Genomic DNA, 23,596 nt, shown 5'->3' on the forward strand with positions numbered 1-23,596 from the left:
ACTCTCGGAACTGTCTTCCTGCCTCCACGCGCCAGCTACCGCGCCAACTTCATTGCCTTCGAAAACTGCAGTGGTTCTGGAGAGAATCTAGGAATTAACTCGTGATTCAGTGCACGTATTCTTCATGCGACCCGATAAGCTATCCCCATGACGAAATCCAACTCTCGCTCCCTCCGCCGCCGCCTCGCCGCTGCCGGTGTCGCAACCATGATGGCTGCCTCCCTGGGCACCGGCGCCGCATCTGCCGCTCCTCTGGGCTCCTCCCAGCAAGACATCAACAACTTCGTTCTGGGCGCCCGCGATAACGTCCACAACAGCACCCGCGGTCTGCCAGAGCCCGTCCGTGGCCAGATCAACCGTGCAGCCGACGATGCCGCTAACTTCTTCGCCCCAGGCGCCTTGGCCGCCCGCGAGCGCGCCAACAAGCCCGCCCCGCGCCCGGCTCCGAAGCACCGTCCCGCTCCGCGCAACACTCAGTGCCCGGCTCAGGCTCGCGGTTGCGTTAACCTGCGCAACCAGACTGCTTGGCTGCAGCGCGGTGGGAAGACCAGCTATGGCCCGGTGAAGATCTCCAGCGGCAAGCGTGGCTACGAGACCCCGAAGGGCTGGCACGTGATCACCCGCAAGGTGAAGAACGAGGTTTCCCGCACCTACGGCAACGCCCCGATGCCCTACTCCGTGTACTTCACCAACAACGGCCACGCCTTCCACCAGGGTGATCCGAATGTGATGTCCCACGGCTGCATCCACCTGGCTTCCCCGCACGCCAAGAACTTCTTCAACGCGCTGAACGTCGGCGACCGGATCTACATCTACTAGGATTCAACAGCACTAGGGTTCAACAGCACCAGGGTTCACCAGCCTGTTCACCCCAACCCCCAAGGCGAGCGCCGCACCGGAGCAGCTTCGCCCTGGGGGTTGCTTTCGCTACGCTTACTCCTATGACTTCTTACAAAGAAAACCCTGAACTGTTCACTTTCCGTCGCGCGGTCGAAGCCGACCGCCCATTCATCCACAAGATGAACGCTGAGACGGATACCTGGGGCGATCCGAACAAGGAATACTCGGACACCTTCGACGAGGACACGATCTTCTACGTGGATGGCTGGACCGAAGGACAAGGTGGCGTCATCGTCGAAGAAAACGGTGAGTCCATCGGCGCAGCATGGCTGCTCGACTCTACGGAAGAAAACCACGGCTACGGCTACGTTTCTGCAGAATACCCTGAGGTGGCGATCGCCATGGCGCCCGGCAACACGGGCAAGGGGCTGGGCACGAAGCTGATGCAGGCAGTGCTGGATCAGGCGAAGGCCGACGGCAAGCCGGGCGTAAGCCTGTGCGTCGTCTTCGGCAACGACCGCGCGAAGCACGTCTACGAGAAGATCGGATACGTCGACAAGGGCGTGGACGAGGCCGAGCACGCGCACGTGATGCTGTACACGTTCGACAGCTAGCCCCCACTTGCTGCCCCAAGGCGAGAGAAAAATTTGAGCCGGCGACGAGAATCGAACTCGCACTCTCAGCTTGGGAAGCTGATGTTCTACCACTAAACTACGCCGGCAGTTCCAGCACACGGGTTGCATCAGTACAGCCCGCCACGTGCTGTCGAATACTCTAGCACCAGGGGTTCCGCCGCCACGAAAAGCGGGCGAACTCCCTGGGCGCGAGGTGAGCTGGAGACGAGACTTGAACTCGCAACCTACGGTTTACAAGACCGTTGCGCTACCGATTGCGCCACTCCAGCACTGATCCACCTTTAAAAGCGAGCTTCAGCAACCGGCGACGGCCGGGGCGCACCCGCAGGCGATGGACTTTCCAAGCCTAGCAAGCCGCACCTGCGAACAGTAAAACTTCCCCGCAGCACCCCATCCCACCTGGGGGAACAGGCTCTTGTGAAATCTCCCTAGCCCCGATGTACGGTGTGGGAGTGTCTAGTTTCATGTCGAGAGCATTGAGGAAGAGCTCTGACCTGCTATTTTCCGGCAACAGGGCAACGATCGATGCTATCCGCTTAGCGCCGCCGCCATCCCCTTTGGCGCCGGTGGATCTTTCCGATCCCGTGAAGATCCACGCAGTGATGGACCTGGCCAGCCGCATCGGCGACCAACTCCTCACCGCGGGCACCAGCAATTCGGATGCGAAGGCGCAGATCCGAAGCATCATGAGTGCCTACGGCCTGAACAATACGCACGTCGACATCACGTTGAACACGATCTACGTCTACTCGCGCTTCAACGAAAACACCCCGCCCACAAACATGTTCCGCGTGGTGCGGCAGCTTTCGACGGATTTCTCCCGCATCACTGAGGTCGACCGGCTCATCCGTTCGATCGTCGCAGGCGCCACCCCCCTGGAGATGGCGCAGAAGATCCTCTTCGACATTGAAACTTCCCTACTGCCCTACCGCAACCGCTACGCGCTGGCCAGCTGGGGTGGGTTCGCCGCTGCCGTCGCCCTGCTTCTCGGCGGCGGTTGGGCCGTGGCGATTGTTGCTGGCATCACCACGATCTTCACCATGTTTGCCAACGCCTGGCTGGCCTCGAAGTCCCTGCCGCTGTTCTTCCAGAACGTCCTCGGCGGATTCGCGGCGGTGATCCCGGCGGCGGTGACGTATTCGATTGCGGATCGGATCGATTTCTACCTGCCGCCCTCGTTGATTATTGGTTCTTCTATTGTCGCCCTGCTTGCGGGGTTGACCCTGGTCCAGGCGCTACAGGACGGCATAACGGGCGCCCCGGTCACCTCCGCTGCACGTTTCTATGAGACGGTTCTGCAGACCGGCGGCATCATTACCGGCATTGCTGCCGGTATTCAGACGATGGCCGTCATGGGCATTACCCTGCCACCGCTGGATACGACTCATACCTCGGGCGTGCTGGGGTCGGTGACCATTCAGATCATCTCGGGCGCTGTGGCCACGGCATTCTTCTGCAGCGCCTGCTTCTGCGAGCGACGCGCCACCGTGGTCGCCAGCCTGACGGCCTTAATCGCCTCGCTGGCGCTGTTCAGTGTGACGAACGTGCTCAACTGGCCCGGCACCTTCGGCACCGCAATGGCCGCCCTGGTCGTCGGCCTGGCCGGTGGTCTGCTTTCCCGTCGCTACATGATTCCCCCGCAGATCACCGCTGCCGCGGGCATCACCCCGTTCCTGCCCGGCCTGGCACTGTACCGGGGCATGAGCTCCGTCCTCAACGACCAATTCGTCGTCGGTATGTCCAACCTGGGCCTCGCGCTGACAACCGCGACCGCGCTGGCTGCGGGCGTGGTACTGGGCGAGTGGATCGCCCGCCGCATTCGCCGCCCCCGCATCCTGCACCGTTACCAGCAGTTGCGGCGCCCCCGCGTGGATCCCCGACGGACGAACCAGAACAAGCCCCGGATGGGCGCCGACGGACGGGTGCGCCAGCCCCTGCACTGGCGTAGGCGCCGCAAGAGCGCGTCGAAGAGTACGTGGCAGCTGGATAGCGAGATGCGCGCGGCGGAGGGCGAAGAACAGTCCGAAGACCACCCGGCGGGCACGAGCGAACACTAAATCGCGTAAAATATTTAAAGTTGAGACTTAAAGTTCCGTACGTCGACTTTGTAGAAATGGGGTCAGGCTCGTGCCTCCGAAGGTCACCGACAACCGTTCCGCCAACAATGAATCCCTGCACGCGGTAGAAGCGGAAACCGCACAGGCAGCGCAGCGCATCGTCGCGACCTTCTCCGAGGACTTCCTCGACGCTGCAACGCTGATGTGCATGCTGGGCGTGGAGCCGGAGGGTCTGATCCACCGCCGCGTGGTTGCCGAGCTCGAGGAGGCGGAGCAGGAGGCCAAGAAGTCCACCCGCAAGACCACCAAGAAGGCCGCAAAGAAGACTGCCAAGAAGTCGACGAAGAAGACCACCAAGAAGGCCGCGAAAAAGACGACCAAGAAGGCCGCCAAGAAGTCGACGAAGAAGACCACCAAGAATGCCGCAAAGAAAACCACTAAGAAGACGGCGAAGAAAGCTACCAAGGCTAGCGAGTAGCACGTAGCGAATAACCGCCTAACTGCACCGACACGGGTGATACACATGCAGTCTGATTTTCTGGTTGTCGCCAATCGCCTTCCCGTCGACCGCAACGTGGATAGCTCCACCGGGGAGGTCACGTGGGTTCCTTCTCCGGGTGGGCTGGTCACCGCGCTGAAGCCGGTGCTGGAATCCAACCGCGGCGCGTGGATCGGCTGGCCGGGGGCAACGGACGAGGTCACGGCCGAGGATATGCCCGCGCCGGAGGATGCCGGCATCCAGATGGTTCCGGTGAACCTGGACGCACAGGATTTCGCGCAGTTCTACGAGGGTTTTTCCAACGCCACCCTGTGGCCCCTGTACCACGACCTGATCGTGCATCCCACCTACGATAAGCGCTGGTGGGAACGCTATCAGCAGGTTAATCAGCGCTTTGCCCAGGCGGCGGCGGATACGGCCGCGCAGAACGCAACCGTCTGGGTGCAGGATTATCAGCTGCACCTGGTTCCCGGGCAGCTACGCAAACTACGCGACGATGTCTGCATCGGCTTCTTCCTGCACATCCCCTTCCCCGCCCCGGAGCTTTTCCGTCAGCTGCCGTGGCGCCGCCAGGTGTTGGACGGCACGCTGGGCGCGGACGTGGTGGGCTTTCACACCCAGGATTCCGCGCGGAACTTCATGGTGGCGCTGCGGGCCATGGATTATTCGGTGCAGATCGTGGACGATTCCGAGTCCGCGAACTTCCTGCGCGGCGCCCGCCTGCCGGAGGAAGCGCAGGTGGTCGGCACCGTCACGCTGGATTCTGGCCGCCAGGTCAAGGTGGGAGTGTTCCCCATTTCCATCGACTCCGCGAAGGTAAACGCGCAGGCCAATCAGCCGGACGTGCTGGCCCAGGCCAGCGACCTGCGGGCCCGCCTGGGCAATCCGAAGGTACTGATCGCGGGCGTGGATCGGCTGGACTACACCAAGGGCATTCAGCACCGGCTAGAGGCCATCGAGTTCCTGTTGGACTCCGGCCGCCTGGCTCCGGAAGACGTGGCTATGGTGCAGGTCGCCACCCCGTCGCGCGAGCGCCTGGATGATTATCGGCGCACCCGCCAGCAGGTGGAGGCCATCGTTTCCCGCATCAACGGCAACCATGGCAGCCTGGGGCGTTCGCTGATCCACTACATGCACTCCGGTTTGCCGTTCGAGCAGATCGTGGCGCTGTACACTGCGGCGGACGTCATGCTGATCACCCCGCTGAAGGATGGCATGAACCTGGTGGCTAAGGAGTATGTGGCCTGCCACTCGGATGGTTCAGGGGCACTGGTGCTCTCGGAGTTCGCGGGCGCGGCGACCCAGCTGGTGCAGGCGTACCTGTGCAATCCGCACGATGTCGATTCCATCGCCGACGCGCTGCAGCTGGCCATCGAGGACGAGCCTGCGAATAAGATTCGCCGCATGCGCCAGATGTGGGAGCACCTGCAGGATCACGACGTAAACCGTTGGGCCGATGCGTTTTTACAGCAGCTGCGGGAGGTTGAATAATGCGCCGTGCCGCTAGTTTCCTCGCGCTTGGTCTAAGCGCTGCAACCGTGGCCGGTCTTTCGGCGTGCTCCGACTCGGAGGCGCCACTGGGCAACTCCCAGTGGCAGGTTTCGGCGATTTACGATTCGGACGTGCGTGGCGGCCTACTGCCGGAGGCTCAGCAGGGCCGCAGTTACTTGATCTTCGGCATGGAATCGCTGAACGGCGCCAGCGGCTGCGTCCACTTGACCGGAAACGTGGAGTGGAAGGACGAGTCCATACACATCACCGACTTTTCCTCCTCCCGCATCGACGGCGCCCAGTGCCTGCCGGGCGACGAGGACACTGCCGACCGCCTGAAGTCCGTCCTCAACGACCAGGACCTCACCTACACCCGCCCTTCCGATAATTCGCTGAAGCTGCAGCAGCCCGCGCCGGAGGACAAGCAGGATTGGCAGTCCGTCCCGGCGGTTGAGTTCATTAGCGGCCCGCAGGAGGGTTAGGCGCATGGATGGTTCGTTACTGCCCCTTCTTTCTGACGCCGACCTCTCCGGCCTGGCCGCCACTCCAGACTTACTGGTAGCGATGGATTTCGACGGCACCCTGGCTCATTTCTCGGACGAGCCCACGGGCGTGCATGCCGTGCCGGGTGCAATGGAAGCCCTGGAGGGGCTGGCGGAGTTGCCGAACACGGTGGCGATGGTGATTTCCGGGCGCAACTTGGAGCAGCTTGCGCATGCGACGATGCTGCCGGTGCACGGCCCGGTGCGCCTGGTCGGCAGCCACGGCGCGGAACCCGCCGACGGTGGCACGGCGAACCTAAGCCCAGAGCAGCAAGCCTGGCTGGGCGAGCTGCGTTCCCACACGGAGGGCATTGCCGCTGAGCACGAGGGCGCGTGGGTGGAGGTCAAGCCCCTGGCGGTGGGACTGCACACCCGCCTGGTGTCGGATAAGGAACTGGCTGCACAGTTGAATCAGCGCCTGGCGAACTTCGCTGCCACCAGCGAGCTTTCTCACGTGACGTGGGGCAAGGACATCTTGGAGGTCGCGGTGGATAAGACCACCAAGGGCTCCTACATCGAGGATTTCCGCCGTGCCTACGCACGCCAGCACGACCGGGAGCTGCGAGTGCTATTCGCGGGGGATGACACGACGGACGAGACGGCGCTCTCCACGCTGCGTTACTCCCCTGCCATCGCGCCGGCCACCGCGCCCGCCCCGGACATCGGCATCCGCGTCGGCGGCGGCGAGACCTCCGCCACGCACCGCTTGGACACCCCGGAGGATGTACGGGATTTCCTGCAGGATCTATTGCGGCGCCGCGACGGACGTTCCGCGGATTAGCTCAGTCTCCAGCAGCACGCTCGGCGCCACAGCTCGACGAGCGGGCTTGGCCGGATTTTCACTCAGCCGCTGTTCGATGAGCTCGGCAAGCATATTGCCACTCTCCAGACCTTTGTCTTTGCTGGGTTGGCGGACGGTTGTGATGTGGGCGTCAATAGCTTCGGGAATACCGTCGAAACCCGTAACAGAGAGCTGGCTCGGTACGCCGATCCCCTGCTCCGCCGCGTAACGCACCACCCCAAGGGCCTGCGAATCGGTGGTGCAGGCGACGGCGGTGAGCTCGGGGTGGTTGGTCAGCAGCTCCTGGGCGGCTTCGAAGGCGGTCTGAGGATTGTTGATGTGCCGCTCGACGATGGGCGCGTCCGAGATCCCAGCCTCCTCGAGCACGTCCAGGATTCCCAGCACTCGCGAGCGCTGTACGTGCATGTGCGCGCCCTGGATGCGTTCGTTGCTCACCGGCCCGTTGTTCGGGGTGCGGTCCAGGCGGATGCACAGCACGCCGATGTGACGGTGACCTGCGTCGACGAGTTCGCGGATGGCCGGCTTGATGGCCTCGCGGTCGTCGATCCCCACGAAGGGGTCACCTACTCCGGCGGGCTGGTCGCACACCACGGTCGGCAGGCCGCGGTTGCGGACGGCGGCGAGGTACGGGTCGTCGACCGCCACGGAGTAGACGATGAACCCGTCCACGCTGGCCTGGTTCACCAGTTGTGCGGGGCGGTCGGCGCTGGGGGTATCGTCCACGCCCGCCGGGATGAGCAGCATGGAGGCATCCATCGACCCGCAGCTCACCGACACACCGGAGACGAATTCCAGCGAGGCCTGGTCCTCGAACGCATAGGGCAGTTCTTCGGTCAGCAGCACGCCGATCGCCCCCGCCCGGCGCGTGCGCAGCGAGCGCGCCATTGGGTCCGGCCCTGGGTAGCCGACCTTTTCTGCGAGATGCAGGATCTTGTCGCGCAGCTCGGGCGAAAGCTGGTCCGGGCGGTTGTACGCATTCGATACCGTGGTGCGCGAAACGCCCAGTTCGGCCGCAATGGAGGCCAAGGTGCCGCGCCGTGCTGGTCTGTTCATTCTCTTAAGGGTAGTCGCCGGTTCTTCCTTCTTGGGGGTTGACGCCACCTTCTCCTGGCTGCCGCGGGGTTCCGTGGAAGATTCAAACTTCATATTGACGATCGTTTTCGTGACCACTAACCTCGGAAGAATGAAGAAAATGGTTGCCAATATCGCAGCAGTGTTTAGTATCACAACGTTGGCGTTGGGCGTAACCGCCTGCGCCGGCGGCTCCGAGGATCCCGCCGCCGATGGAGACGAGATCAAGCTCGTCGCCTCCACCTCCATCTGGGGCAGCATTGCGGAAGACATCACCGAGGGGAACGATGACGTTGAGGTAACCACCATCCTCAGCAGCAAGGACGACGACCCGCACGAGTACGAGGCCACTGCCCGTGACATCGCGGCGGTCAAGGACGCGGACATCGTGGTCGCCAACGGCGCGGGCTACGACAACTGGCTGACCGACAACGTGGAGGAGGGCACTCCGCTGGTTACGGCCCAGCCGCTGGCCGAGGCGCACCACCACGGCGACGAGGGACACGAGCACGGTGCGGAGGGGCACGACCACGGTCATGACCACGAGCACGGCGAAGATGCCGAGCACGATGAACACGAGGGTCACGACCATGAGCATGGTGACGAGCACGATCACGAGGGTCACGACCACGGTGGAGCCAACCCCCACGTCTGGTTCGACCTGGACGTCGTCTCCGAGTTCGAGCAGAAGCTCTCCGCCGAGCTGCACAAGCTCAACTCCGACATCCCAGAATCCAACGAGGACGTAACCAAGAAGACTGACGAACTGAAGCAGCGCATCGAGAAGCTGAGCGGCAAGAACGTCATCCTCACCGAGTCCGTCGCCGCCGAGCTGGTGGACGATTCCGAGCTGAAGGACGTCACCCCGGAGGGCTTTGCCCACTCGGTGAATAACGAGTCCGAGCCTTCCGCAGCTGATCTGGCAACCACCCGCCAGCTGATCACGGACAAGAAGGCCGACATCCTCATCACCAACGAGCAGTCGGAAACCCCGGCGGCCGAACAGCTGACCGACGCCGCCAAGGAAGCTGGCATTAAGGTAGTAAACGTCAACGAAACCCCCGATGAGGGCCAGGACTACTTCGAGTACGCCGACGCCCTGATCAAGCAATTGGAGGATGCAACCAAGTAATGGTCCTCGCTCTCCGCGATGCGGCAGTCGAACCCCTCTGGCGCGACCTCAACCTCGAGGTCGCGCCAGGGGAGTTTTTGGCTATCTTGGGCCCCAACGGAGTGGGAAAATCCACCCTCCTGAACGTCGCCCTCGGCACCCGCAAACTCAGCCGCGGCAGCGTCAGTGTGACGGAAAAGCTGGGCTACATCCCCCAACAAAGGATGTTCGACCCGACCATTCCGCTACGCGCGAGAGATCTGGTCAGCCTCGCGCTCGCAGCGGGCGTCATAAAGAATAGGCGACCGAAGAAAGCCCAGATCGACGCGGCGCTCGAAGAAGTAGGTGCGACCGGCCTGGCCAATCGGCGGGTCGGCGAGCTGTCGGGCGGGCAGCAACAACTGATCCGGCAGGCGCAGGCGATGGCACAGGACCCAGAGCTGCTGCTGTGCGACGAGCCGCTGCTTTCCCTGGATCTGCGCGCGCAGAAGAAGACCGTGGAACTACTGGATCGCAGGCGGCGGGAACACAACACAGCAATCGTGTTTGTCACCCACGGCATCAACCCGATCCTGAACGTGACCGACCGGGTGCTGTACCTCGCCCCGCACGGCCACACGATCGGCACGGTGGATGAGGTCATGAACAGCGAGACGCTCTCCCGCCTGTACCAGACGGACGTGAAGGTAGTGAACGTAGACGGAAAGCTGGTGGTCGTATGAGCAGCCAATTCCACACCGGCGACTGGTGGGAAGACACCCTCGCACTGCTTTCGGTGGACTTCGTGCAGAATGCGCTGCTGGCGGCGCTGCTGCTGGGAATTGTCTCCGGCGCGATCGCCCCGCTGATCGTGATGCGGAAGATGAGCTTCGCCGCGCACTCCACCGGCGAGCTGGCGCTGATGGGCGCCGCCGCCGCGCTACTGTTCGGCTTTAGCGTGAGCTGGGGCGCGCTAATCGGCGCGGTGCTGGCCGCCGTAGCGCTGACGGCGTTGGGGCAAAGGGAGCAGGACGCCATCGTGGCGGTGATCTTGAGCTTCGGCATGGGCCTATCAGTGTTGTTTATCCACCTCTACCCCGGCAGGTCTTCCGCGGCTTTTAGCCTGCTGACGGGCCAGATTGTGGGCGTGAGCTCTGCCTCGCTGGGCATCCTAGCGGTACTGGCCGTGCTGGTGGTGGTGACGATGGCACTCCTGTGGCGGCCGCTACTGTTCGCCACGGTGGATCCGGTGCTGGCCGCAGCCTCGGGCGTGAAGGTGCGCGTACTGGCGCTGGTGTTCGCTGCCCTGATCGGTGTGGTGGCCAGCCAGGGCGTGCAGATCGTCGGCGCCCTGCTGTTGATCGCGCTGCTGATCACGCCCGGCGCGGCAGCGGTGAAGGTAACCAGCAACCCGGTGTTGGCCGTGGTGCTGTCGGGCGTTTTCTCCGTGGTGTCGGCGGTCGGCGGGCTGGTGGCCTCGTTGGCCCCGGGGCTGCCGGTTTCGGTGTTCGTGACTACCTTGAGCTTTGTGATCTACCTGATCTGCCGCGGGATCGCGTGGATACGTTCCCGGAATGTGCAGGCGGATGCGGTGCGGGCGCGGGAGTATTCGGCTGCTGGCGAGTCGCTCTCGAAGCAAACCAGCAACGAGGCCGCAGGTCACGCGCACCACGCCTAGGTCGGCCGGGCGCGTAAAGCGGATAAAAACATAATCACCGCCCCCAGAAGAGGGACAGGGGCAGTTCGGCTCGTTAAGGTAGCACTTGTGATTACCGAGACGACTGCGAACTCACAACCCACCAATCCCTGGATCGTCCGCACTACCACCGGACTGGTCAAAGGCCACGCGGAAACCGGCGTGACCGCCTTCCGCGGAATCCCCTACGCCGAAAAGCCCATCGGCACCCGCCGCTTCCGTCGGGCCGAGCCCATCGCACCCTGGGAGGGCGTGTTCAACGCCGCCACCTCCGGCGACGCCTGCTCGCAGTACCGCCCGGCGCGCAAGTCCGCAGGCAACTGGGAAGGCACGGAGGACTGCCTCTGGCTGAACGTGGTCGTTCCCCGCCCTGCAGGCTCACCTACGCCAGCCATCGATCCGGAAGCCGGCCGTCCGGTGGTGGTCTACTTCCACGGCGGATCGAACATCCACGGCTCCGCGAACAAGCCTTTGCTGTCCGGCGAGTACTTCGCCCAGGCCATCGATTGCGTGTACGTGGCCGTGAACTACCGCGTGGGCATCTTTGGCCAGCTGGCTCTGGGCGAAGGCACGCATACACCGGAGGGGATGGATAGCAACGCGGGCCACTCCGACCTACTGACGGCACTGCGCTGGATCCACGACAACGCCCGCGCTTTCGGCGGCGATCCTGACCGCGTGACCATCATGGGCGAATCCAGCGGTGGCTCCATGGTCACCGCACTGATGGCCACCCCGTCCGCAAAGGGGCTGTTCAGCGCGACCATCGCGCAATCCCCCGCCCCGATGATCGTCCACACCCGGGCGAATGCGAAGTATTGGACGGACTTCGCCGCCCGTTGGCTGCACCGCATGCGCGCGGAAGAATCTCTGCCGCTGGACCAGCGCACCCCTGTTCGTCAGGCCCCGCCGGAGCTCAGCGACGAGGAGCTTGCGGCTGCCACCGAAGACCTACTTACCGCCGAGCACACGATCCTGGGCCGCCTCTCCGACGAAATTGTGCGCTTCCACGCGGACAATCCGATCTCCAAGGCCGGCCCGTTCGCCCCGGTGATCGATGGCGACCTGTTGCCGGAACACCCGCTTTCCCCCGGCGCGATGATGGACGTGCCACTGCTGATCGGCACTAACCGTAACGAGTACGACATGATGCACCTGGAGCCAAAGCGTAGCTCCATGCAGTACACGCGCACGCGGACGTTCGCCCACGCGATTTCCGGTTCCGCCGCCCAGGCCACAAACATTCTGGAGCAGCACTATGGTGGCCCGAAATCCCGCAAGCTCAAGGGGCGTTTCTTCGGCGATGCGCTGTTCACCGGCCCTTCCTGGTACCTAGCGCAGAATCACCCGAGCGACCGGGCGTGGGTTTACCGCCTGGACACCACTACTCCATTCCTGCGCTATTCCGGCATGGGCGCGCTACACGCCCTGGACCTGCCAATCCTCTTCCAGCGCTATGACCAGGACAAGGGGCGCATTGCCGTGCTACTGGGCGGCCGCGACGAGATGCGCGCCACCACCGTCGCCATGCAGTCGCGGTGGAGGCAGTTCGTGCACTCTCACGACCCCGGTTTCGATCCCTATTCGCTGGGCTTCGCCACGCAGGTTTTTGACGCCCACTTCCCCACCGGCGAGGAAACCGTCTACGACCCACAGCCCGAGTTGCGGGAGGCGTGGGCGCAGGTTCAGTGGGATAAGCAGGAGGAAATGTTCGGCGAGGGCTAATGATCAGCTAGGGCTGGGCCCGGCTACGGCTGGGACGAAGGGGCGTCACTTAGCAGCGCGACGCTGGCGGGCGAACTCGCTGAGCACCACGCCCGCAGCGACCGACGCATTGAGGGATTCCACCCACTTGGCCATGGGGATCGACATGATCGTGTCGCAAGTCTCCGAAACCAGGCGGGACAGGCCCTTACCCTCCGAGCCGACGACGATGACAGTCGGGGTGGTGCCGTCGTAGGTATCGAGGGTGTGGTCGCCGCCTGCGTCCAGGCCTACGACCTGGTAGCCGGCCTGCTGGAACTGCTTCAAGGAACGCACCATGTTGGTGGCCTTCGCCACCGGCAGGCGCGCGGCCGTGCCCGCGGAAGTACGCCAAGCAACGGCGGTGACGGAGGCGCTGCGGCGCTCCGGGATGATCACGCCGTGGCCGCCGAACGCAGCGACGGAGCGGATGACTGCACCGAGGTTACGCGGGTCGGTGATGTTATCCAGCGCAACGACCAAGCCGGGCTGAGGCGCAGAGGCGGCCCGCTCGATCAGGTCCTCTACCTGCGTGTACTGGTAGGGCGGGATCTGCAGGCCAATGCCCTGGTGCATGCCGTTGCCGGTCATGCGGTCCAGCTCTGCGCGGGAAACCTCCAGCACGGAAATACCACGATCGGCACAGGTGTGGACGGCTTCGGCCAGGCGCTCGTCGTTCTTGGTGCCCTCCGCGACGTACAGCGCGGTGGCGGGAACCTTGGCGTGCAGGCACTCGATCACCGGATTGCGGCCGACCACCAGCTCCACCTGGTTGTCGTCCTTCGCGAAGCGGTCGTGCGCGCCGGATGCCCGGCGCTTGGCGGCCTGCTTGCGCTTGTATGCGGCGTGGTAGACGCGATCCTCCGCCTTCGGCGTGGCCCCCTTGCCCCGCAGGCTGCGGCGCCCCTGGCCACCGGAGCCCTTAGTTGCGCCCTTTTTGTTCTTCTTGCGCACGCCTCCGCTGCGCTGGGTGTTGCCCGCCACTGTGATTGCCCCTCTTACCTGGTCGACTACGTGCGTTTGTGTATGTTACTTCCCGGCACGCAAAACTGGAACCAGGCTCACGAGTACATGGACAGCAAAGCACCCCACCTGCTGTGAATTTGTTGCTTCCATTACCAATCTTGCCGGCAGCAGCTGAAACGAGCAATAGTTCTTCGCAGATGGGGTGGTACGATGCTTTCCTTCTAGGCAGTGATGCCGAAGTTCTTCAAAACTCCTCGCCAATCCACGGGCCCGAAGGCCAGTGCCCCTACCCCAATCACTGCCACAATGGCGGCGATCACACCGGCCGCGATGCCAAGGGACGAGTTTTTGGAACTGCCGCTAGAAGAACCGGAGAATCCGCTTGCACTTCCCTGCAGTTCCTGCGGGGTTACATCTTCTATCTGCTTGCCATCGTCATAGTCCAGCAGCAGGTCAACGTCCGCGCCCTCCAGCTGCTCGCCCTCGTTGTAGCGGAGTAGAGATCTCTGCAATCCGATACCGGCCGTTGTGGGACGGTTCTGGGCAACGAGATCCTTACCCGGATCAATCGGGACTTCCAGGGTGAAGGTCACGATTACTTCATCGTCGCCGCGCTTGTCTAGCTGTGTAGGATCGTTCGCCGTGTTACCGGAAAGGGAGTAGTCCCCAATAAGCGATACCGCCTGACCTGTGACATTCAACTTCAAGTCGAAGTAAGAGACATCCAAAGCTGGCCCGCCGTTCTTACCAAGACCTTTGTATGCGGTCACATGTGCGCTGCCGTCCAGGGCAATCGTGCCATTCCCCTGCGGGTCCAGCTTTGTTTCTTGGGTATTTACTGGGAACACAAACTGGTTTCCCTTAAACTCCGCGCCTCCATCGCCGATGACGGTTCCCCTGGCGATCGGCCCCTGCACATGCTTAAGGAAAGAGGTTTTGATCGGCCAGGCAAAAGCACCGGCTCCTAACACTGGGGCGGACACTTCCTCTGCCTGTGCTACAGGAACCGCCATGCCGCTTAACGCGACGGAACTGACCAGGGCGCTGGCAACGAAGTGGCGGGAATTGGACTTGGACAAGAATGGTGTATTCACGCGCAGACTCCGTAAAGATCTGTGAACAGGGAAAAATTCATACCAAAAGCATCGATGGCTTCCTCAATCAATTCGGAACGCTGCTGTGCTGTGAGTGGCAGGCTATCGAGGCGCTGACGGTAGCTGGTTCGGTACGGAGGGATCTTGCCAATAGCGGAGAAGTCATAGAACTTCAATGCCTCAGGAGCGACATTGTAGAGGTCTGCTACACGTACAGCGATGACCTGACCGCCGGAAATATCCCCGAGGTAGCGGACATAGTGATGAGCGATCACTCGTACAACGTCTTGTTCTCCGAAAGAGTCGAGGCGATCTACATACCGCCGGGTGGCGGGCAGTAGTTCAAGTTGTTCGCGCCAATCGGAGCCGAGGCAATACGTCAGATCGTGTTCCAACGCAGCGCAACGTTGCAGGCGCGGATCGGCAATAACCGACCCGATGGGAGTGCCGGAGACTCTTTCTACAGCGTTCTCTAGAGCGCTGTAGACAAACCAGAGTTGTCCCGAAAGCGCATACACCGCTTGAGCGTCAAGCTCGCCTTTGAAAAGGGTGCTCATGAACTCGGATCCTTCTGCGCGCCCGTGCGCCTCCGCAGTGGCATTGCGCAGTGCCTGAGAGATCGGCTCGGCTGTGTTAAAGCTTGTGTTTGAAAGTGTGGAGGTCGAAGCCATCACGTTATTCCTTTCGAAAGAGTTTCAAGATCCGCGTGGAATCTGGAATTTGTCGCTGAACGAGAAAAGGGAACTCGTTATTAGCGCAAGTTGTGGTGGCGTAGGAATTCATCAATCTTCTTGTGAATGCCATCGAGAGCGCCAGACACGTTGATCGCGTGGCCAATGATCGCCAGCATGCCTAGGATTCCGACCGTGCCAAGAATGTAGTTCCACACCTTTCCGAACTTGCCCAGCGAACCTTGGCCTTGCCCCTGGTCATCCGGGTTGTCTGGGTTGCTCGGGTTGTCCGGGTTGTCTGGGTTGTCCGGGTTGTTGGAGTTGTCCGGGTTGTCTGGGTTGCTCGGGTTGTCCGGGCCAGAACCACCTTCATCATCCGGATTCGGCTCCCCTGGCGTTGCACATTTCTTCTCGGTGGTCAGAGAAACATTGATGTCATCCAGCTCTGGCTTGTAGTCCGCCGAGTAAATGCCCATGAATAGGACGTCTACACCCTCCACAATGTTCTTGTCCCCATCCGTTCCTGGCTTAGGAACGTAGGTCATGCTGCTTGCATCAAGCGTGACAGTGTCCCCGTCAACCTTCCAGTTTCCGTGCCCCTTCGAGAACACGTCCCTGCCGGAAACCTTGTTCTCTTCGATACGGTCCTCAGGCGTATACTCAGTCATGTGCTTGCCAGGCACGTAGTATCCCTCATAGCTAGCGCCGCCCTGAATACTAGCCCCCTCGGCCGTGATGTAAGGGGACTTGAAGTTCGAGTACAAAGCACCATGATGGCCTTCAAAAACGACATCGGACGGCTTGGTGCCGATCTCTGCCTTGGTTACGTTGCCCTCGGAATCGACCTCAATGCTAGATACACTTGGGTCTACCTGGAATTGGAATTGGAAGTCCTTGGATTTCTTGTTGGCAGGATCAGATTCCTTAACCTCACCCTTCGTTTCCCAGCTTCCCTGAGCGATTCTCCCCAGGATGTAGCTGCGGAAGCTCTCCTTCAATCCCCAGTTGAAGGTACCGCCAGTGATAACAGTTTTGCATTCAGGTTTAGCCTGAGATGCGCCCTCCTGTGCCGATGCAACGGGTACGGAAAGTGCAGCAGTGCCCAGGGCGAAGGACATCACAGTGCCAAGCATGGCATTTCGAGTTGACTTAATAGACATGAGAATTACTCCTGATGAATGGATCCTAGGGACTTAGCCCTAGTGAATGGAATGGATTGATATGCAGAAAGCAGTCGAGCTACTGCAGCTGGCGGATCCCTCCGCCGCGGACGAACAGAGACGTCATTATCCGCACTGCGGACAACTTCGATGGGCCAGTCATAAACGCTGGAGAGAATCTCGTCGGTATAGACCGAATCAACCGATCCAGCGGCGGCAATTCGCCCATTCGATAGACAGACGATGTGATCGCAATACGCCGCAGCTGCGTCGAGGTCATGCAACACAATCACCACCGCAGTTCCAACTCTGTGAGCGATCTGCTGCATCAAGCTCAAGACTTGTTCCTGATGACGGATATCCATCGCCGCGGTCGGCTCGTCTAACAACACCACCGGTGTTTGCTGGGCCAAAACTCGGGACAACGCAACCCGAGCACGTTCGCCACCGGAAAGAGTGACGATGTCACGAACTGCCAACGCAGTGGAACCGGTGGCGTCCAGAGCAGCGTCAACAATGAGCTCATCCACACTGCTATCGACTGTCCCTCGCCACGGTCGCCGTCCCATCGCCACAACATCTCGAACAAGAAACTCAAACGCGACTTGGACATCCTGAAGCAACACCGCACGGCGCTGCGCCATTGCCCTTGCATCGGCCCGAGAGGGGTCTAATCCGGCGACGGAAACCACACCCTCAGTAGGTTTAATATCCCCAGACAGCGCGGCGAGCAGCGTCGACTTACCAGCACCATTCGGCCCAATGAGCCCTGTGACCTCGCCGGCACGAGCGACAAAACTAATGTCACTGAGCAACCGCTTGGCGCCAACGTCGACGGTAAGGCCAGATACCTCAATGGCCTTATCGCCGATAGCCATACTGTTAGTAGTCGCATCGCTACCGTGAGCACTCATGCATGAATCCCCTTTCGCATCATTCGGCGCAGCAGAACGAAGAAAGTCGGGCCGCCGACAAGGGCAGTGAAGATGCCAATCGGCAAATCTGCGAATTCAATCAACGTGCGGGCAGCCACATCAGCCAGACCAATCAAGACCGCCCCGCCAAGCGCAGAAGCAGGGATGAGGAGATAATTCTCCGGCCCCATGACCGTTCGCAACAGGTGCGGGATAATCAGCCCTACGAAGCCGATGAGCCCAGCAAAGGCAACTGCACCTGCAGTGAGTACGGTCGCAGCGATGATCACAATCGCTCTCAATTGACTTACATTGATCCCTGTGTGACCAGCGGCTTTCTCACCCAAAGCAAGCACGTCTAGTGCCCCACCCATCCGTAGGGCTACGGCAATTCCAACCATCGTGATCGGCAAAACCGCCCAAACGTGCTTCCACTGGGCACCATTTAGGGATCCCATCTGCCAAAAGATGATCTCTTCCCGACTGGCGGTCGGAGCCAAATAGACCATGAAGGAGATAATTGCTCCACACACGGCATTGACCGCGATACCTGTGAGAACCAGATTGATAACCACAACTCGGCCTTGACTTCGTGCTAGCTGGTAAATCAGGCCAGCGGCAACCAATGCGGAAAGAAAGGCGAAGAACGGAACGGTGAACGTGCCGAAGAAAGCAAGGTTAAAGACGATTGCCAACGCCGCACCAACCCCGGCGCCCGAGGTCACGCCAATAATCGATGGCTCGGCCAGAGGGTTGGCAAACACCGCCTGCATCAATGTTCCAGCCACACCCAAACATGCGCCGACTAGGAACCCCAGCAGGATGCGCGGCAAGCGAATATCCCACACTACGCTGGAGGCCAGACCTGAATGATGGTCTTTCCCCAGCAAGATTGAACCTAAATCCTGCAGTGGCACGTAGTACTGTCCAAGCACGATCGATAGCACCGCAGCAACAAGCATTAGCACCACCAGTGCACCGAAAATCCCTACCCATCGGCGCGTTCGCGCCCGGAGAAACTCGTTCGTATTAACCGTGTGGGTCATATAACGCCTTCGCTGTCCGCAAAAGTGTTTGCCCAGTCATAGGGCCGAACGCCAACGATTGACCATCTGGAATCGTGATTACGCGCCGCTTCTGTCCTGCCGTGGTTTGAGCTATGCCGGGGCGTTTGAGCAGGCCTTCGATCCCTCCGGTGGATTCCAACCCGCCGGTCATCATGATGAACGCATCTGGGTTTAACCTAGCTAGCGACTCCGCATTGGCTGGTTCGATGTAGGAAAGGTTGTTCTCCGTCCCCACGTCAACCGCACCAACGCCCTCGATCAGGTCTTTTGCTCCGGTCCCTTCGCCCATGATGAAGAACACTCCACCATTTCCACGGGCATAAAGGAATGCCACCCGCATCGGTGTAGAGGGCACCATCTTCTTGATGGTCTCTTTATCCAGATCTATTTCCTCGACTGTGCGATCTGCAAGCTTTTCCGCATCCTCCGGGAGGCCCACGACAGCACCGAGCGTGGTGATGTCCTCGGCCACCGAATCGATTGTGCGGGTCGGTTCCATGACCACGGTGGTCACGCCCGCCTGACGAATCTGATCGATAGCGTCCCGTGGTCCGATGGAGTGGTCCACGATGACGATATCCGGCTCCAACGACAACACGGCTTCCACGTTGATGTTGTGCCCACCCTGAGTGACCACTGGCCTGTCGGCCAAGATGTTTTCAGTAGAAGAGACCGTGCGGCCTACAATCCGGTCGGCAAGCCCCAGGCCAGTAAGGGTTTTAGTGTAAGTGCCATACAGGTCTAGAGCCAGAATCCGATCTAGCTTATTAACCTTGACATCGTGGCCGTCTGCGTCGGTCAGCTCCACCGGCAGCTTCGGGGATGGATTCTTGGTCACAGGCTCCACATCCGTGAAGTCCTTGACCTCCGAAACTCCCTCAAAGCTACGGGGGTCCTGCAGATCAGCAGCATTCTTGATGTCGTTTCGCAGAGCAGCATCAGCTTCGGATTCATAGGCGCCCTTAACGCCACACGCAGCGAGGCTGGCCGTGCAGATAAACAACACACAGGTGCGGAACGCTAACCGCACAGTTCGATTAGGAACAATGGACATTAAAACGCGCTTTCTAACTGAACAGTGTTTTGCCATCTAGTAGGCGGATTAAGACGGATTACTTACAACCAGTCGACCGATGCTTCCACCTGCGACGATGACTCCTACGATCAATCCGAGAAGGTAAGAAGTCGGGTTCTCATCCTGGCCCTCAGCCGCAGCAGGCTTAACCTTGAATTTGCTCGATCCGTTTTCGTACCCAGCCGATGATGAATCGCCGTCGACGCCATTGCCGAAACCGTCCTTATTGTCGGCGAGCTTCGCGGCGGCAGCATTGTGCGCGGCAGAAGAACCACCGCCCGATCCACCCGCATTCGATCCAGATGCTGAAGTACCGCCCACTGCGTCGCAGTCACCCTGGCCACCTAGCTGGGCGCTGAAAGATATCGGCGCTAGCTGGGTTCCCGGATCGTAGAATTCAGCGAAAGCTACGGAACCATCCTGGGTCAGCGATACACTCGCCTCTCCGCTTACTGAGTTTTCCGAGACATCAAGGGAACTAAAGCTCAGGTCTCCCAGCACTGTGCGCCCGAAGTCTCGTTTCTCGCCTTCCATGTTTGAAGAACGAACATCGGCAACAAGCCTTCCTGTTCCACCGTTGAACTGGATCTCCGGATTAGCAATGTTCAGGTCGAGAATTCCGTTGTGACCGGTGAATTGCATCGCGCCACCATAGGAAATCGTTCCCTGCTGAGAAGACGTATCAACGTTGCCACCGTTGCCGGTGAACTGATACTTGCCGCCGCTGTATCCGACCCCGCTCAAATCCCATTTGCCCTTAGCGATAGAGCCGGTGATGTACGACTGGAAGGATTCCTTCAGAGCCCACGATGCCTTGGCGCTTTCGACTGCCTTGACCGACTCGCAGTGCAGATCCCCACCGCCACCAGCTGCTCCACCTGCTGCGGCACCGCCCCGGGTTGTTCCGCCTCCGCTGGAGGCCGACCCGCCGCCTGTTCCGCCGTTTCGCGCACCACTGTTTCCGGATCCAAGCGATGCTCCACCAGAGGCCGATCCACCACCGGAACCGGAGTTGGAGTTGGAGCTCGTTCCGGAGGTGGAGCTAGTTCCGGAGTCGCTTCCGCTAGAAGATCCGTTCTTACCGCGCCCGCGATTGACGAAAGATTCATACTCGTCCAAGAAGGCTTGGGAGTTACCCATGAAAGTGGTCAGGGCGTTCATCGTGTCGTTCGTCTCAGACAGAATTCCCATAGCTTCCTTGTTAAAGCCGGTGAAGTTGCCATCGATCGTGGTCAGCGTGCGCTTTTCGCCCGATCCCGAGCCACTGCCCGAATCTGATCCACAGCTGCCGTCCAAAGCCACTGAGCCACTGGTTGGATCCATCGAGGTTCCCGCATTGTAAGCGAGAAACAGCCGGCTGCCACCTTGAGTAAGTGTCGTAGAACCAGAAAGGTTCACGCTCCCTGAGCCTGGGTTCACCGGAGTGGACAGGTTCACCTTGGCGATGACTTCATCGTCGCCAGTGATTTTGGCTCCTCGCTTACTCTTATTGACCATGTCCGACTCATAGGAGACATAGTCCACCAGGATCTCGGCGGTTTTTCCCTTTGCGCGCACCTTCCAATCGGAGAGCGTCATATCTAGCAGGTCATCACCGCCATAGTTGTGACCGTTGAAACGGAGAACTCCGTTGAGCGGAACCGTCACCGTATCACCGTTTACCTGGGGCTTTTGGGGGCGGAACTGGAAGGCTCCATTCGGGCCGGTCTTATCGCCATTAAAGCCGATACCGTCGCCACCCCATCCGCCTTTAGCAACAGGGCCTTGGATATAGGCACGGTAGCTCTGCTTGATACCCCAATTAAATTCACAGGTTCCCGCCGCTGAGGCAACGGGAGTTGCGACCGTAGTAAATGCTACGGGAGCGAAGGCAAGTACGGAGGCGGCAGCCACGGCCGTGGATGTACGGCCGAACGACCGTCGCACCGAGCCTCGACGTGATCCAAACAGTGAAAGGTGCATGCTGATCCTACTCAGAACTGAAACATCAAAAGACTTACGCAGCCTTACCTTCTACCCAGGATTTACCACTACCTTAGGATAGTGTTACCTTAATTAGGTAAGGCTCGACTTAACTGAAAGTATCATGACGTCAGCCTAAGAGACAGAAGCATCTTGTGTTTAGCTTCGTCCCCCACCCCCACCTCTCACCCCCGAGAAAGGACACGAAGGATGACCGCATACACCCCGGCCCCTCTAGCCAACCTCTATCCTGAAGTAGACCCCCACCAGGCAATTCCGCTTTCCGCGACCGAACGCTTTGCCCTAACCGTATCGATCGGCGTGATGGCATACGGCGCAGTAGTCGGCGACTTCATTATCGCCGGAGTCGGGCTGGCACTAGTCGCCATCGCATGCGTCGTATGTTCTCAGAAAACGCAGCGCCGGATCCGCTCCCAAGCCCGCAGCCGCTTCCCCAGCGAGGACTGGGTCGAATACAGAACCGCAAACAGGTTGAATCTGAACCTCTTCCTCCCCCTGTGTATCGGCTCCATCGGCGCCCTGATTGTGGCCGGTTTTTGGTACATCCCGCCGGAGCACGCAACACTGGGCGGCATCATCATCGCCATCGTTTCTGCCGCCACCATTTGGTTCTTGCCAGGCCTGAACCCCATGTGGTCGAACGACGAAGAATATTTCGTACCCGAAGAAATGTATGACGACGAGGTCGAGCTTCCGGGATCAGAGTTACAACCCGACGAGTACGTCTATGGAACTACCCCTTCAGCGACCACTTCGCGCCATCGGCTGTATCCGTAACCTCAATGCCGGCCTCGGCCAGGCGGTCGCGCACCTCGTCGGCGGTGGCCCAGTCCTTGGCTGCGCGGGCCTCAGCACGGCGCTCCAGCTCGGCCTTCACCAGCACGTCCAGGGCGCCCATCGCCACGTCGGAACCACCGGCAGCAGCCTTGGTAGATTCCAGCCAGGTCTCGCTCAGCGGATCCACACCCAACACAGCGGCCATCGCGCGAACCTGCCCGGAGATCTCCTTAACCTGCTGCTTCGCCTCATCCGTGGGCTTTGCGTCCAGTAGCTTGTTACCCTCGCGGACCACGTCGTGGATTATTGCCAGCGACTGCGGCACGGCCAGGTCGTCATCCATCTTCTCCGCGAACTGCGCCGGCACCTCCCCGACCGGCAGCACCTGCGGATCCACCGCAGTCTCGCCGGTGACGAACTCGGTGGCGCGCACCAGGGACTTTTCGATGCGGCGGTAGCCCGCAGCGGCTTCACCCAACGCTGCCTCGGAGTACTCCAGCATCGAGCGGTAGTGCGCGCTGCCCAGGTAGTAGCGCAGCTCAACCGGACGCACCAGCTTCAGCACGTTCGGGATAGAAAGCACGTTGCCTAGGGACTTCGACATCTTCTCGCCGGACATCGTCACCCAGCCGTTGTGCATCCAATAGCGCGCGAACCCATCGCCCGCTGCCGACGCCTGTGCGGCCTCGTTCTCGTGGTGCGGGAACTGCAGGTCCAGACCACCGCAGTGGATGTCGAACTCGCTACCCAGGTAGGTCGTGGCCATCGCGGAGCACTCAATGTGCCAGCCAGGGCGCCCGCGCCCCCACGGGGTATCCCAGGCCGGTTCGCCTGGCTTGGCTGCCTTCCACATGGTGAAGTCGCGCGGGTCGCGCTTGCCGGTTCCCGCGGACTCGCCCTGGTCCATCTCATCCAGCTTCTGGCCGGACAGGAATCCGTAGTGATCGATCGTCGCGGGTTGCGCGTACACATTGCCGTCTGCGGCGTAGCCGTGGCCGTTGTCGATGATGCGCTGCATGTACTCGATCATCTGCGGTACGTGCCCTGTGGCGCGGGGCTCGATGGAAGGTGGGGTGACGCCCAACTGGTCATAGGCCCAGTTAAACGCGCGCTCGTGCGTGGCGGCCCACTCCCACCACGGGCGGTTGTTCTCCGCGGCCTTGGTCAGGATCTTGTCGTCAATGTCAGTGACGTTCCTTACGAATGCGACGTCCAGCCCCTTGGCCTCTAGCCAGTTGCGCAGGATGTCGAAAGCAACTCCGCTGCGCACATGCCCGATGTGCGGGATCGACTGCACGGTCGCTCCACACAAATAGATCGAGGCATGGCCTTCACGGATGGGCTCAAAGTCGCGGAGCTGGCGGGCGGCAGTGTCGTAAATTCGCAAAGTCACACCACACAGTATAGGCATGCGCATCCGGCC

22 protein-coding genes and 2 tRNA genes are annotated in these 23,596 nt (G+C 60.9%); 12 read left to right on the forward strand and 12 right to left on the reverse strand.

The annotated features are described in order from the left end of the window. The first annotated feature begins 147 nt into the window (after positions 1 to 147). Together L8V00_RS06435 and L8V00_RS06440 are read left to right on the forward strand one after the other, a co-directional pair. Positions 148 to 819 (forward strand): L,D-transpeptidase, encoded by a 672-nt coding sequence (locus tag L8V00_RS06435; RefSeq protein ID WP_239316392.1) that lies wholly within the window; start codon positions 148 to 150, stop codon positions 817 to 819. A gap of 122 nt (positions 820 to 941) precedes the next feature. Further along, positions 942 to 1,454 carry a GNAT family N-acetyltransferase gene (locus L8V00_RS06440; protein ID WP_035004644.1) on the forward strand — a complete coding sequence of 171 codons (513 nt, stop codon included), beginning with the start codon at positions 942 to 944 and terminating at the stop codon, positions 1,452 to 1,454. Between the two features lie 36 nt (positions 1,455 to 1,490). Here L8V00_RS06440 and L8V00_RS06445 read toward each other — a convergent pair. Further along, positions 1,491 to 1,561: transfer RNA gene (locus L8V00_RS06445), tRNA-Gly, on the reverse strand. 110 nt (positions 1,562 to 1,671) lie between these two features. Then, positions 1,672 to 1,744, reverse strand: a tRNA-Thr gene (locus L8V00_RS06450). A gap of 195 nt (positions 1,745 to 1,939) precedes the next feature. Here L8V00_RS06450 and thrE point away from each other — a divergent pair. From thrE to otsB, 5 genes are all read left to right on the forward strand, one after another. Continuing rightward, positions 1,940 to 3,532, forward strand: coding sequence for a threonine/serine exporter ThrE (gene thrE / locus L8V00_RS06455; protein ID WP_420840045.1), 1,593 nt, complete (start codon positions 1,940 to 1,942; stop codon positions 3,530 to 3,532). Positions 3,533 to 3,602: 70 nt separating this feature from the next. Continuing rightward, positions 3,603 to 4,010 (forward strand): hypothetical protein, encoded by a 408-nt coding sequence (locus L8V00_RS06460; RefSeq protein WP_269944543.1) that lies wholly within the window; start codon positions 3,603 to 3,605, stop codon positions 4,008 to 4,010. Positions 4,011 to 4,055: 45 nt separating this feature from the next. Further along, a complete protein-coding gene (locus L8V00_RS06465) occupies positions 4,056 to 5,522 on the forward strand; it encodes an alpha,alpha-trehalose-phosphate synthase (UDP-forming) (protein WP_269944544.1) in 1,467 nt (488 codons plus the stop codon). After that, the gene (locus L8V00_RS06470; RefSeq protein WP_070487279.1) at positions 5,522 to 6,004 is read left to right on the forward strand and encodes an META domain-containing protein; all 483 of its coding nucleotides are present in this window, start codon (positions 5,522 to 5,524) and stop codon (positions 6,002 to 6,004) included. Before L8V00_RS06465 ends, L8V00_RS06470 begins: the two co-directional genes overlap by 1 nt. A 4-nt stretch (positions 6,005 to 6,008) precedes the next feature. Continuing rightward, the gene (gene otsB / locus L8V00_RS06475) at positions 6,009 to 6,845 is read left to right on the forward strand and encodes a trehalose-phosphatase (protein ID WP_269944545.1); all 837 of its coding nucleotides are present in this window, start codon (positions 6,009 to 6,011) and stop codon (positions 6,843 to 6,845) included. Here the strand turns inward: otsB and L8V00_RS06480 are convergent. After that, positions 6,810 to 7,919, reverse strand: a complete 1,110-nt coding sequence (locus L8V00_RS06480) for a LacI family DNA-binding transcriptional regulator (protein ID WP_269944546.1) — start codon at positions 7,917 to 7,919, stop codon at positions 6,810 to 6,812. The two genes, otsB and L8V00_RS06480, sit on opposite strands and share 36 nt — an antisense overlap. 139 nt (positions 7,920 to 8,058) lie before the next feature. Here L8V00_RS06480 and L8V00_RS06485 point away from each other — a divergent pair, with 139 nt between their 5' ends. The 4 genes from L8V00_RS06485 (at position 8,059) to L8V00_RS06500 (ending at position 12,448) form a co-directional block, all read left to right on the forward strand. After that, complete coding sequence (locus L8V00_RS06485; RefSeq protein WP_239388512.1) at positions 8,059 to 9,069, forward strand: metal ABC transporter solute-binding protein, Zn/Mn family; 1,011 nt, start codon at positions 8,059 to 8,061, stop codon at positions 9,067 to 9,069. Beyond that, positions 9,069 to 9,770, forward strand: coding sequence for a metal ABC transporter ATP-binding protein (locus tag L8V00_RS06490; RefSeq protein ID WP_239388467.1), 702 nt, complete (start codon positions 9,069 to 9,071; stop codon positions 9,768 to 9,770). The genes L8V00_RS06485 and L8V00_RS06490 overlap by 1 nt, the downstream gene beginning before the upstream one ends. After that, positions 9,767 to 10,705 carry a metal ABC transporter permease gene (locus L8V00_RS06495; protein WP_269944547.1) on the forward strand — a complete coding sequence of 313 codons (939 nt, stop codon included), beginning with the start codon at positions 9,767 to 9,769 and terminating at the stop codon, positions 10,703 to 10,705. The genes L8V00_RS06490 and L8V00_RS06495 overlap by 4 nt, the downstream gene beginning before the upstream one ends. An 87-nt stretch (positions 10,706 to 10,792) precedes the next feature. Then, positions 10,793 to 12,448 carry a carboxylesterase/lipase family protein gene (locus L8V00_RS06500; protein ID WP_269944548.1) on the forward strand — a complete coding sequence of 552 codons (1,656 nt, stop codon included), beginning with the start codon at positions 10,793 to 10,795 and terminating at the stop codon, positions 12,446 to 12,448. 45 nt (positions 12,449 to 12,493) lie between these two features. Here the strand turns inward: L8V00_RS06500 and rlmB are convergent, their stop codons facing one another. The 8 genes from rlmB to L8V00_RS06540 form a co-directional block, all read right to left on the reverse strand. Next, a complete protein-coding gene (rlmB, locus tag L8V00_RS06505; protein WP_035004662.1) occupies positions 12,494 to 13,450 on the reverse strand; it encodes a 23S rRNA (guanosine(2251)-2'-O)-methyltransferase RlmB in 957 nt (318 codons plus the stop codon). Between the two features lie 203 nt (positions 13,451 to 13,653). Further along, positions 13,654 to 14,526 (reverse strand): HtaA domain-containing protein, encoded by an 873-nt coding sequence (locus L8V00_RS06510; protein ID WP_269944549.1) that lies wholly within the window; start codon positions 14,524 to 14,526, stop codon positions 13,654 to 13,656. Beyond that, positions 14,523 to 15,197 (reverse strand): biliverdin-producing heme oxygenase, encoded by a 675-nt coding sequence (locus tag L8V00_RS06515; RefSeq protein ID WP_011273032.1) that lies wholly within the window; start codon positions 15,195 to 15,197, stop codon positions 14,523 to 14,525. The genes L8V00_RS06510 and L8V00_RS06515 overlap by 4 nt, the downstream gene beginning before the upstream one ends. 80 nt (positions 15,198 to 15,277) lie before the next feature. Next, positions 15,278 to 16,357 (reverse strand): HtaA domain-containing protein, encoded by a 1,080-nt coding sequence (locus L8V00_RS06520; RefSeq protein WP_051901674.1) that lies wholly within the window; start codon positions 16,355 to 16,357, stop codon positions 15,278 to 15,280. Between the two features lie 5 nt (positions 16,358 to 16,362). Next, complete coding sequence (locus L8V00_RS06525; protein WP_011273030.1) at positions 16,363 to 17,271, reverse strand: heme ABC transporter ATP-binding protein; 909 nt, start codon at positions 17,269 to 17,271, stop codon at positions 16,363 to 16,365. Next, positions 17,268 to 18,317, reverse strand: a complete 1,050-nt coding sequence (locus L8V00_RS06530; RefSeq protein ID WP_011273029.1) for a FecCD family ABC transporter permease — start codon at positions 18,315 to 18,317, stop codon at positions 17,268 to 17,270. The genes L8V00_RS06525 and L8V00_RS06530 overlap by 4 nt, the downstream gene beginning before the upstream one ends. Continuing rightward, the gene (locus L8V00_RS06535; protein WP_035007512.1) at positions 18,301 to 19,392 is read right to left on the reverse strand and encodes a heme/hemin ABC transporter substrate-binding protein; all 1,092 of its coding nucleotides are present in this window, start codon (positions 19,390 to 19,392) and stop codon (positions 18,301 to 18,303) included. The genes L8V00_RS06530 and L8V00_RS06535 overlap by 17 nt, the downstream gene beginning before the upstream one ends. Before the next feature lie 48 nt (positions 19,393 to 19,440). After that, positions 19,441 to 21,375: an HtaA domain-containing protein gene (locus L8V00_RS06540; RefSeq protein WP_269944550.1), complete on the reverse strand. Its 1,935-nt coding sequence runs from the start codon at positions 21,373 to 21,375 to the stop codon at positions 19,441 to 19,443. A gap of 210 nt (positions 21,376 to 21,585) precedes the next feature. Here L8V00_RS06540 and L8V00_RS06545 point away from each other — a divergent pair, with 210 nt between their 5' ends. Beyond that, complete coding sequence (locus L8V00_RS06545) at positions 21,586 to 22,173, forward strand: hypothetical protein (RefSeq protein WP_011273026.1); 588 nt, start codon at positions 21,586 to 21,588, stop codon at positions 22,171 to 22,173. On the opposite strand, the gene cysS is transcribed toward L8V00_RS06545, so the two are convergent. Beyond that, a complete protein-coding gene (gene cysS, locus L8V00_RS06550) occupies positions 22,130 to 23,566 on the reverse strand; it encodes a cysteine--tRNA ligase (RefSeq protein ID WP_269944551.1) in 1,437 nt (478 codons plus the stop codon). The two genes, L8V00_RS06545 and cysS, sit on opposite strands and share 44 nt — an antisense overlap. Positions 23,567 to 23,596 lie beyond the last annotated feature (30 nt).

The organism is Corynebacterium evansiae (assembly GCF_027570065.1).
Classification (GTDB): Bacteria; Actinomycetota; Actinomycetes; order Mycobacteriales; family Mycobacteriaceae; genus Corynebacterium; species Corynebacterium evansiae.

Bases quoted from the DNA above. Each gene is read 5' to 3' on its own strand.
- L8V00_RS06435 (WP_239316392.1), top strand. From the start codon at position 148: ATGACGAAATCCAACTCTCGCTCCCTCCGCCGCCGCCTCGCCGCTGCC.
- L8V00_RS06440 (WP_035004644.1), top strand. From the start codon at position 942: ATGACTTCTTACAAAGAAAACCCTGAACTGTTCACTTTCCGTCGCGCG.
- thrE (WP_420840045.1), top strand. From the start codon at position 1,940: ATGTCGAGAGCATTGAGGAAGAGCTCTGACCTGCTATTTTCCGGCAAC.
- L8V00_RS06465 (WP_269944544.1), top strand. From the start codon at position 4,056: ATGCAGTCTGATTTTCTGGTTGTCGCCAATCGCCTTCCCGTCGACCGC.
- L8V00_RS06470 (WP_070487279.1), top strand. From the start codon at position 5,522: ATGCGCCGTGCCGCTAGTTTCCTCGCGCTTGGTCTAAGCGCTGCAACC.
- otsB (WP_269944545.1), top strand. From the start codon at position 6,009: ATGGATGGTTCGTTACTGCCCCTTCTTTCTGACGCCGACCTCTCCGGC.
- L8V00_RS06480 (WP_269944546.1), bottom strand. From the start codon at position 7,919: ATGAACAGACCAGCACGGCGCGGCACCTTGGCCTCCATTGCGGCCGAA.
- L8V00_RS06485 (WP_239388512.1), top strand. From the start codon at position 8,059: ATGGTTGCCAATATCGCAGCAGTGTTTAGTATCACAACGTTGGCGTTG.
- L8V00_RS06490 (WP_239388467.1), top strand. From the start codon at position 9,069: ATGGTCCTCGCTCTCCGCGATGCGGCAGTCGAACCCCTCTGGCGCGAC.
- L8V00_RS06495 (WP_269944547.1), top strand. From the start codon at position 9,767: ATGAGCAGCCAATTCCACACCGGCGACTGGTGGGAAGACACCCTCGCA.
- L8V00_RS06515 (WP_011273032.1), bottom strand. From the start codon at position 15,197: ATGGCTTCGACCTCCACACTTTCAAACACAAGCTTTAACACAGCCGAG.
- L8V00_RS06520 (WP_051901674.1), bottom strand. From the start codon at position 16,357: ATGTCTATTAAGTCAACTCGAAATGCCATGCTTGGCACTGTGATGTCC.
- L8V00_RS06525 (WP_011273030.1), bottom strand. From the start codon at position 17,271: ATGAGTGCTCACGGTAGCGATGCGACTACTAACAGTATGGCTATCGGC.
- L8V00_RS06530 (WP_011273029.1), bottom strand. From the start codon at position 18,317: ATGACCCACACGGTTAATACGAACGAGTTTCTCCGGGCGCGAACGCGC.
- L8V00_RS06535 (WP_035007512.1), bottom strand. From the start codon at position 19,392: ATGTCCATTGTTCCTAATCGAACTGTGCGGTTAGCGTTCCGCACCTGT.
- L8V00_RS06540 (WP_269944550.1), bottom strand. From the start codon at position 21,375: ATGCACCTTTCACTGTTTGGATCACGTCGAGGCTCGGTGCGACGGTCG.
- L8V00_RS06545 (WP_011273026.1), top strand. From the start codon at position 21,586: ATGACCGCATACACCCCGGCCCCTCTAGCCAACCTCTATCCTGAAGTA.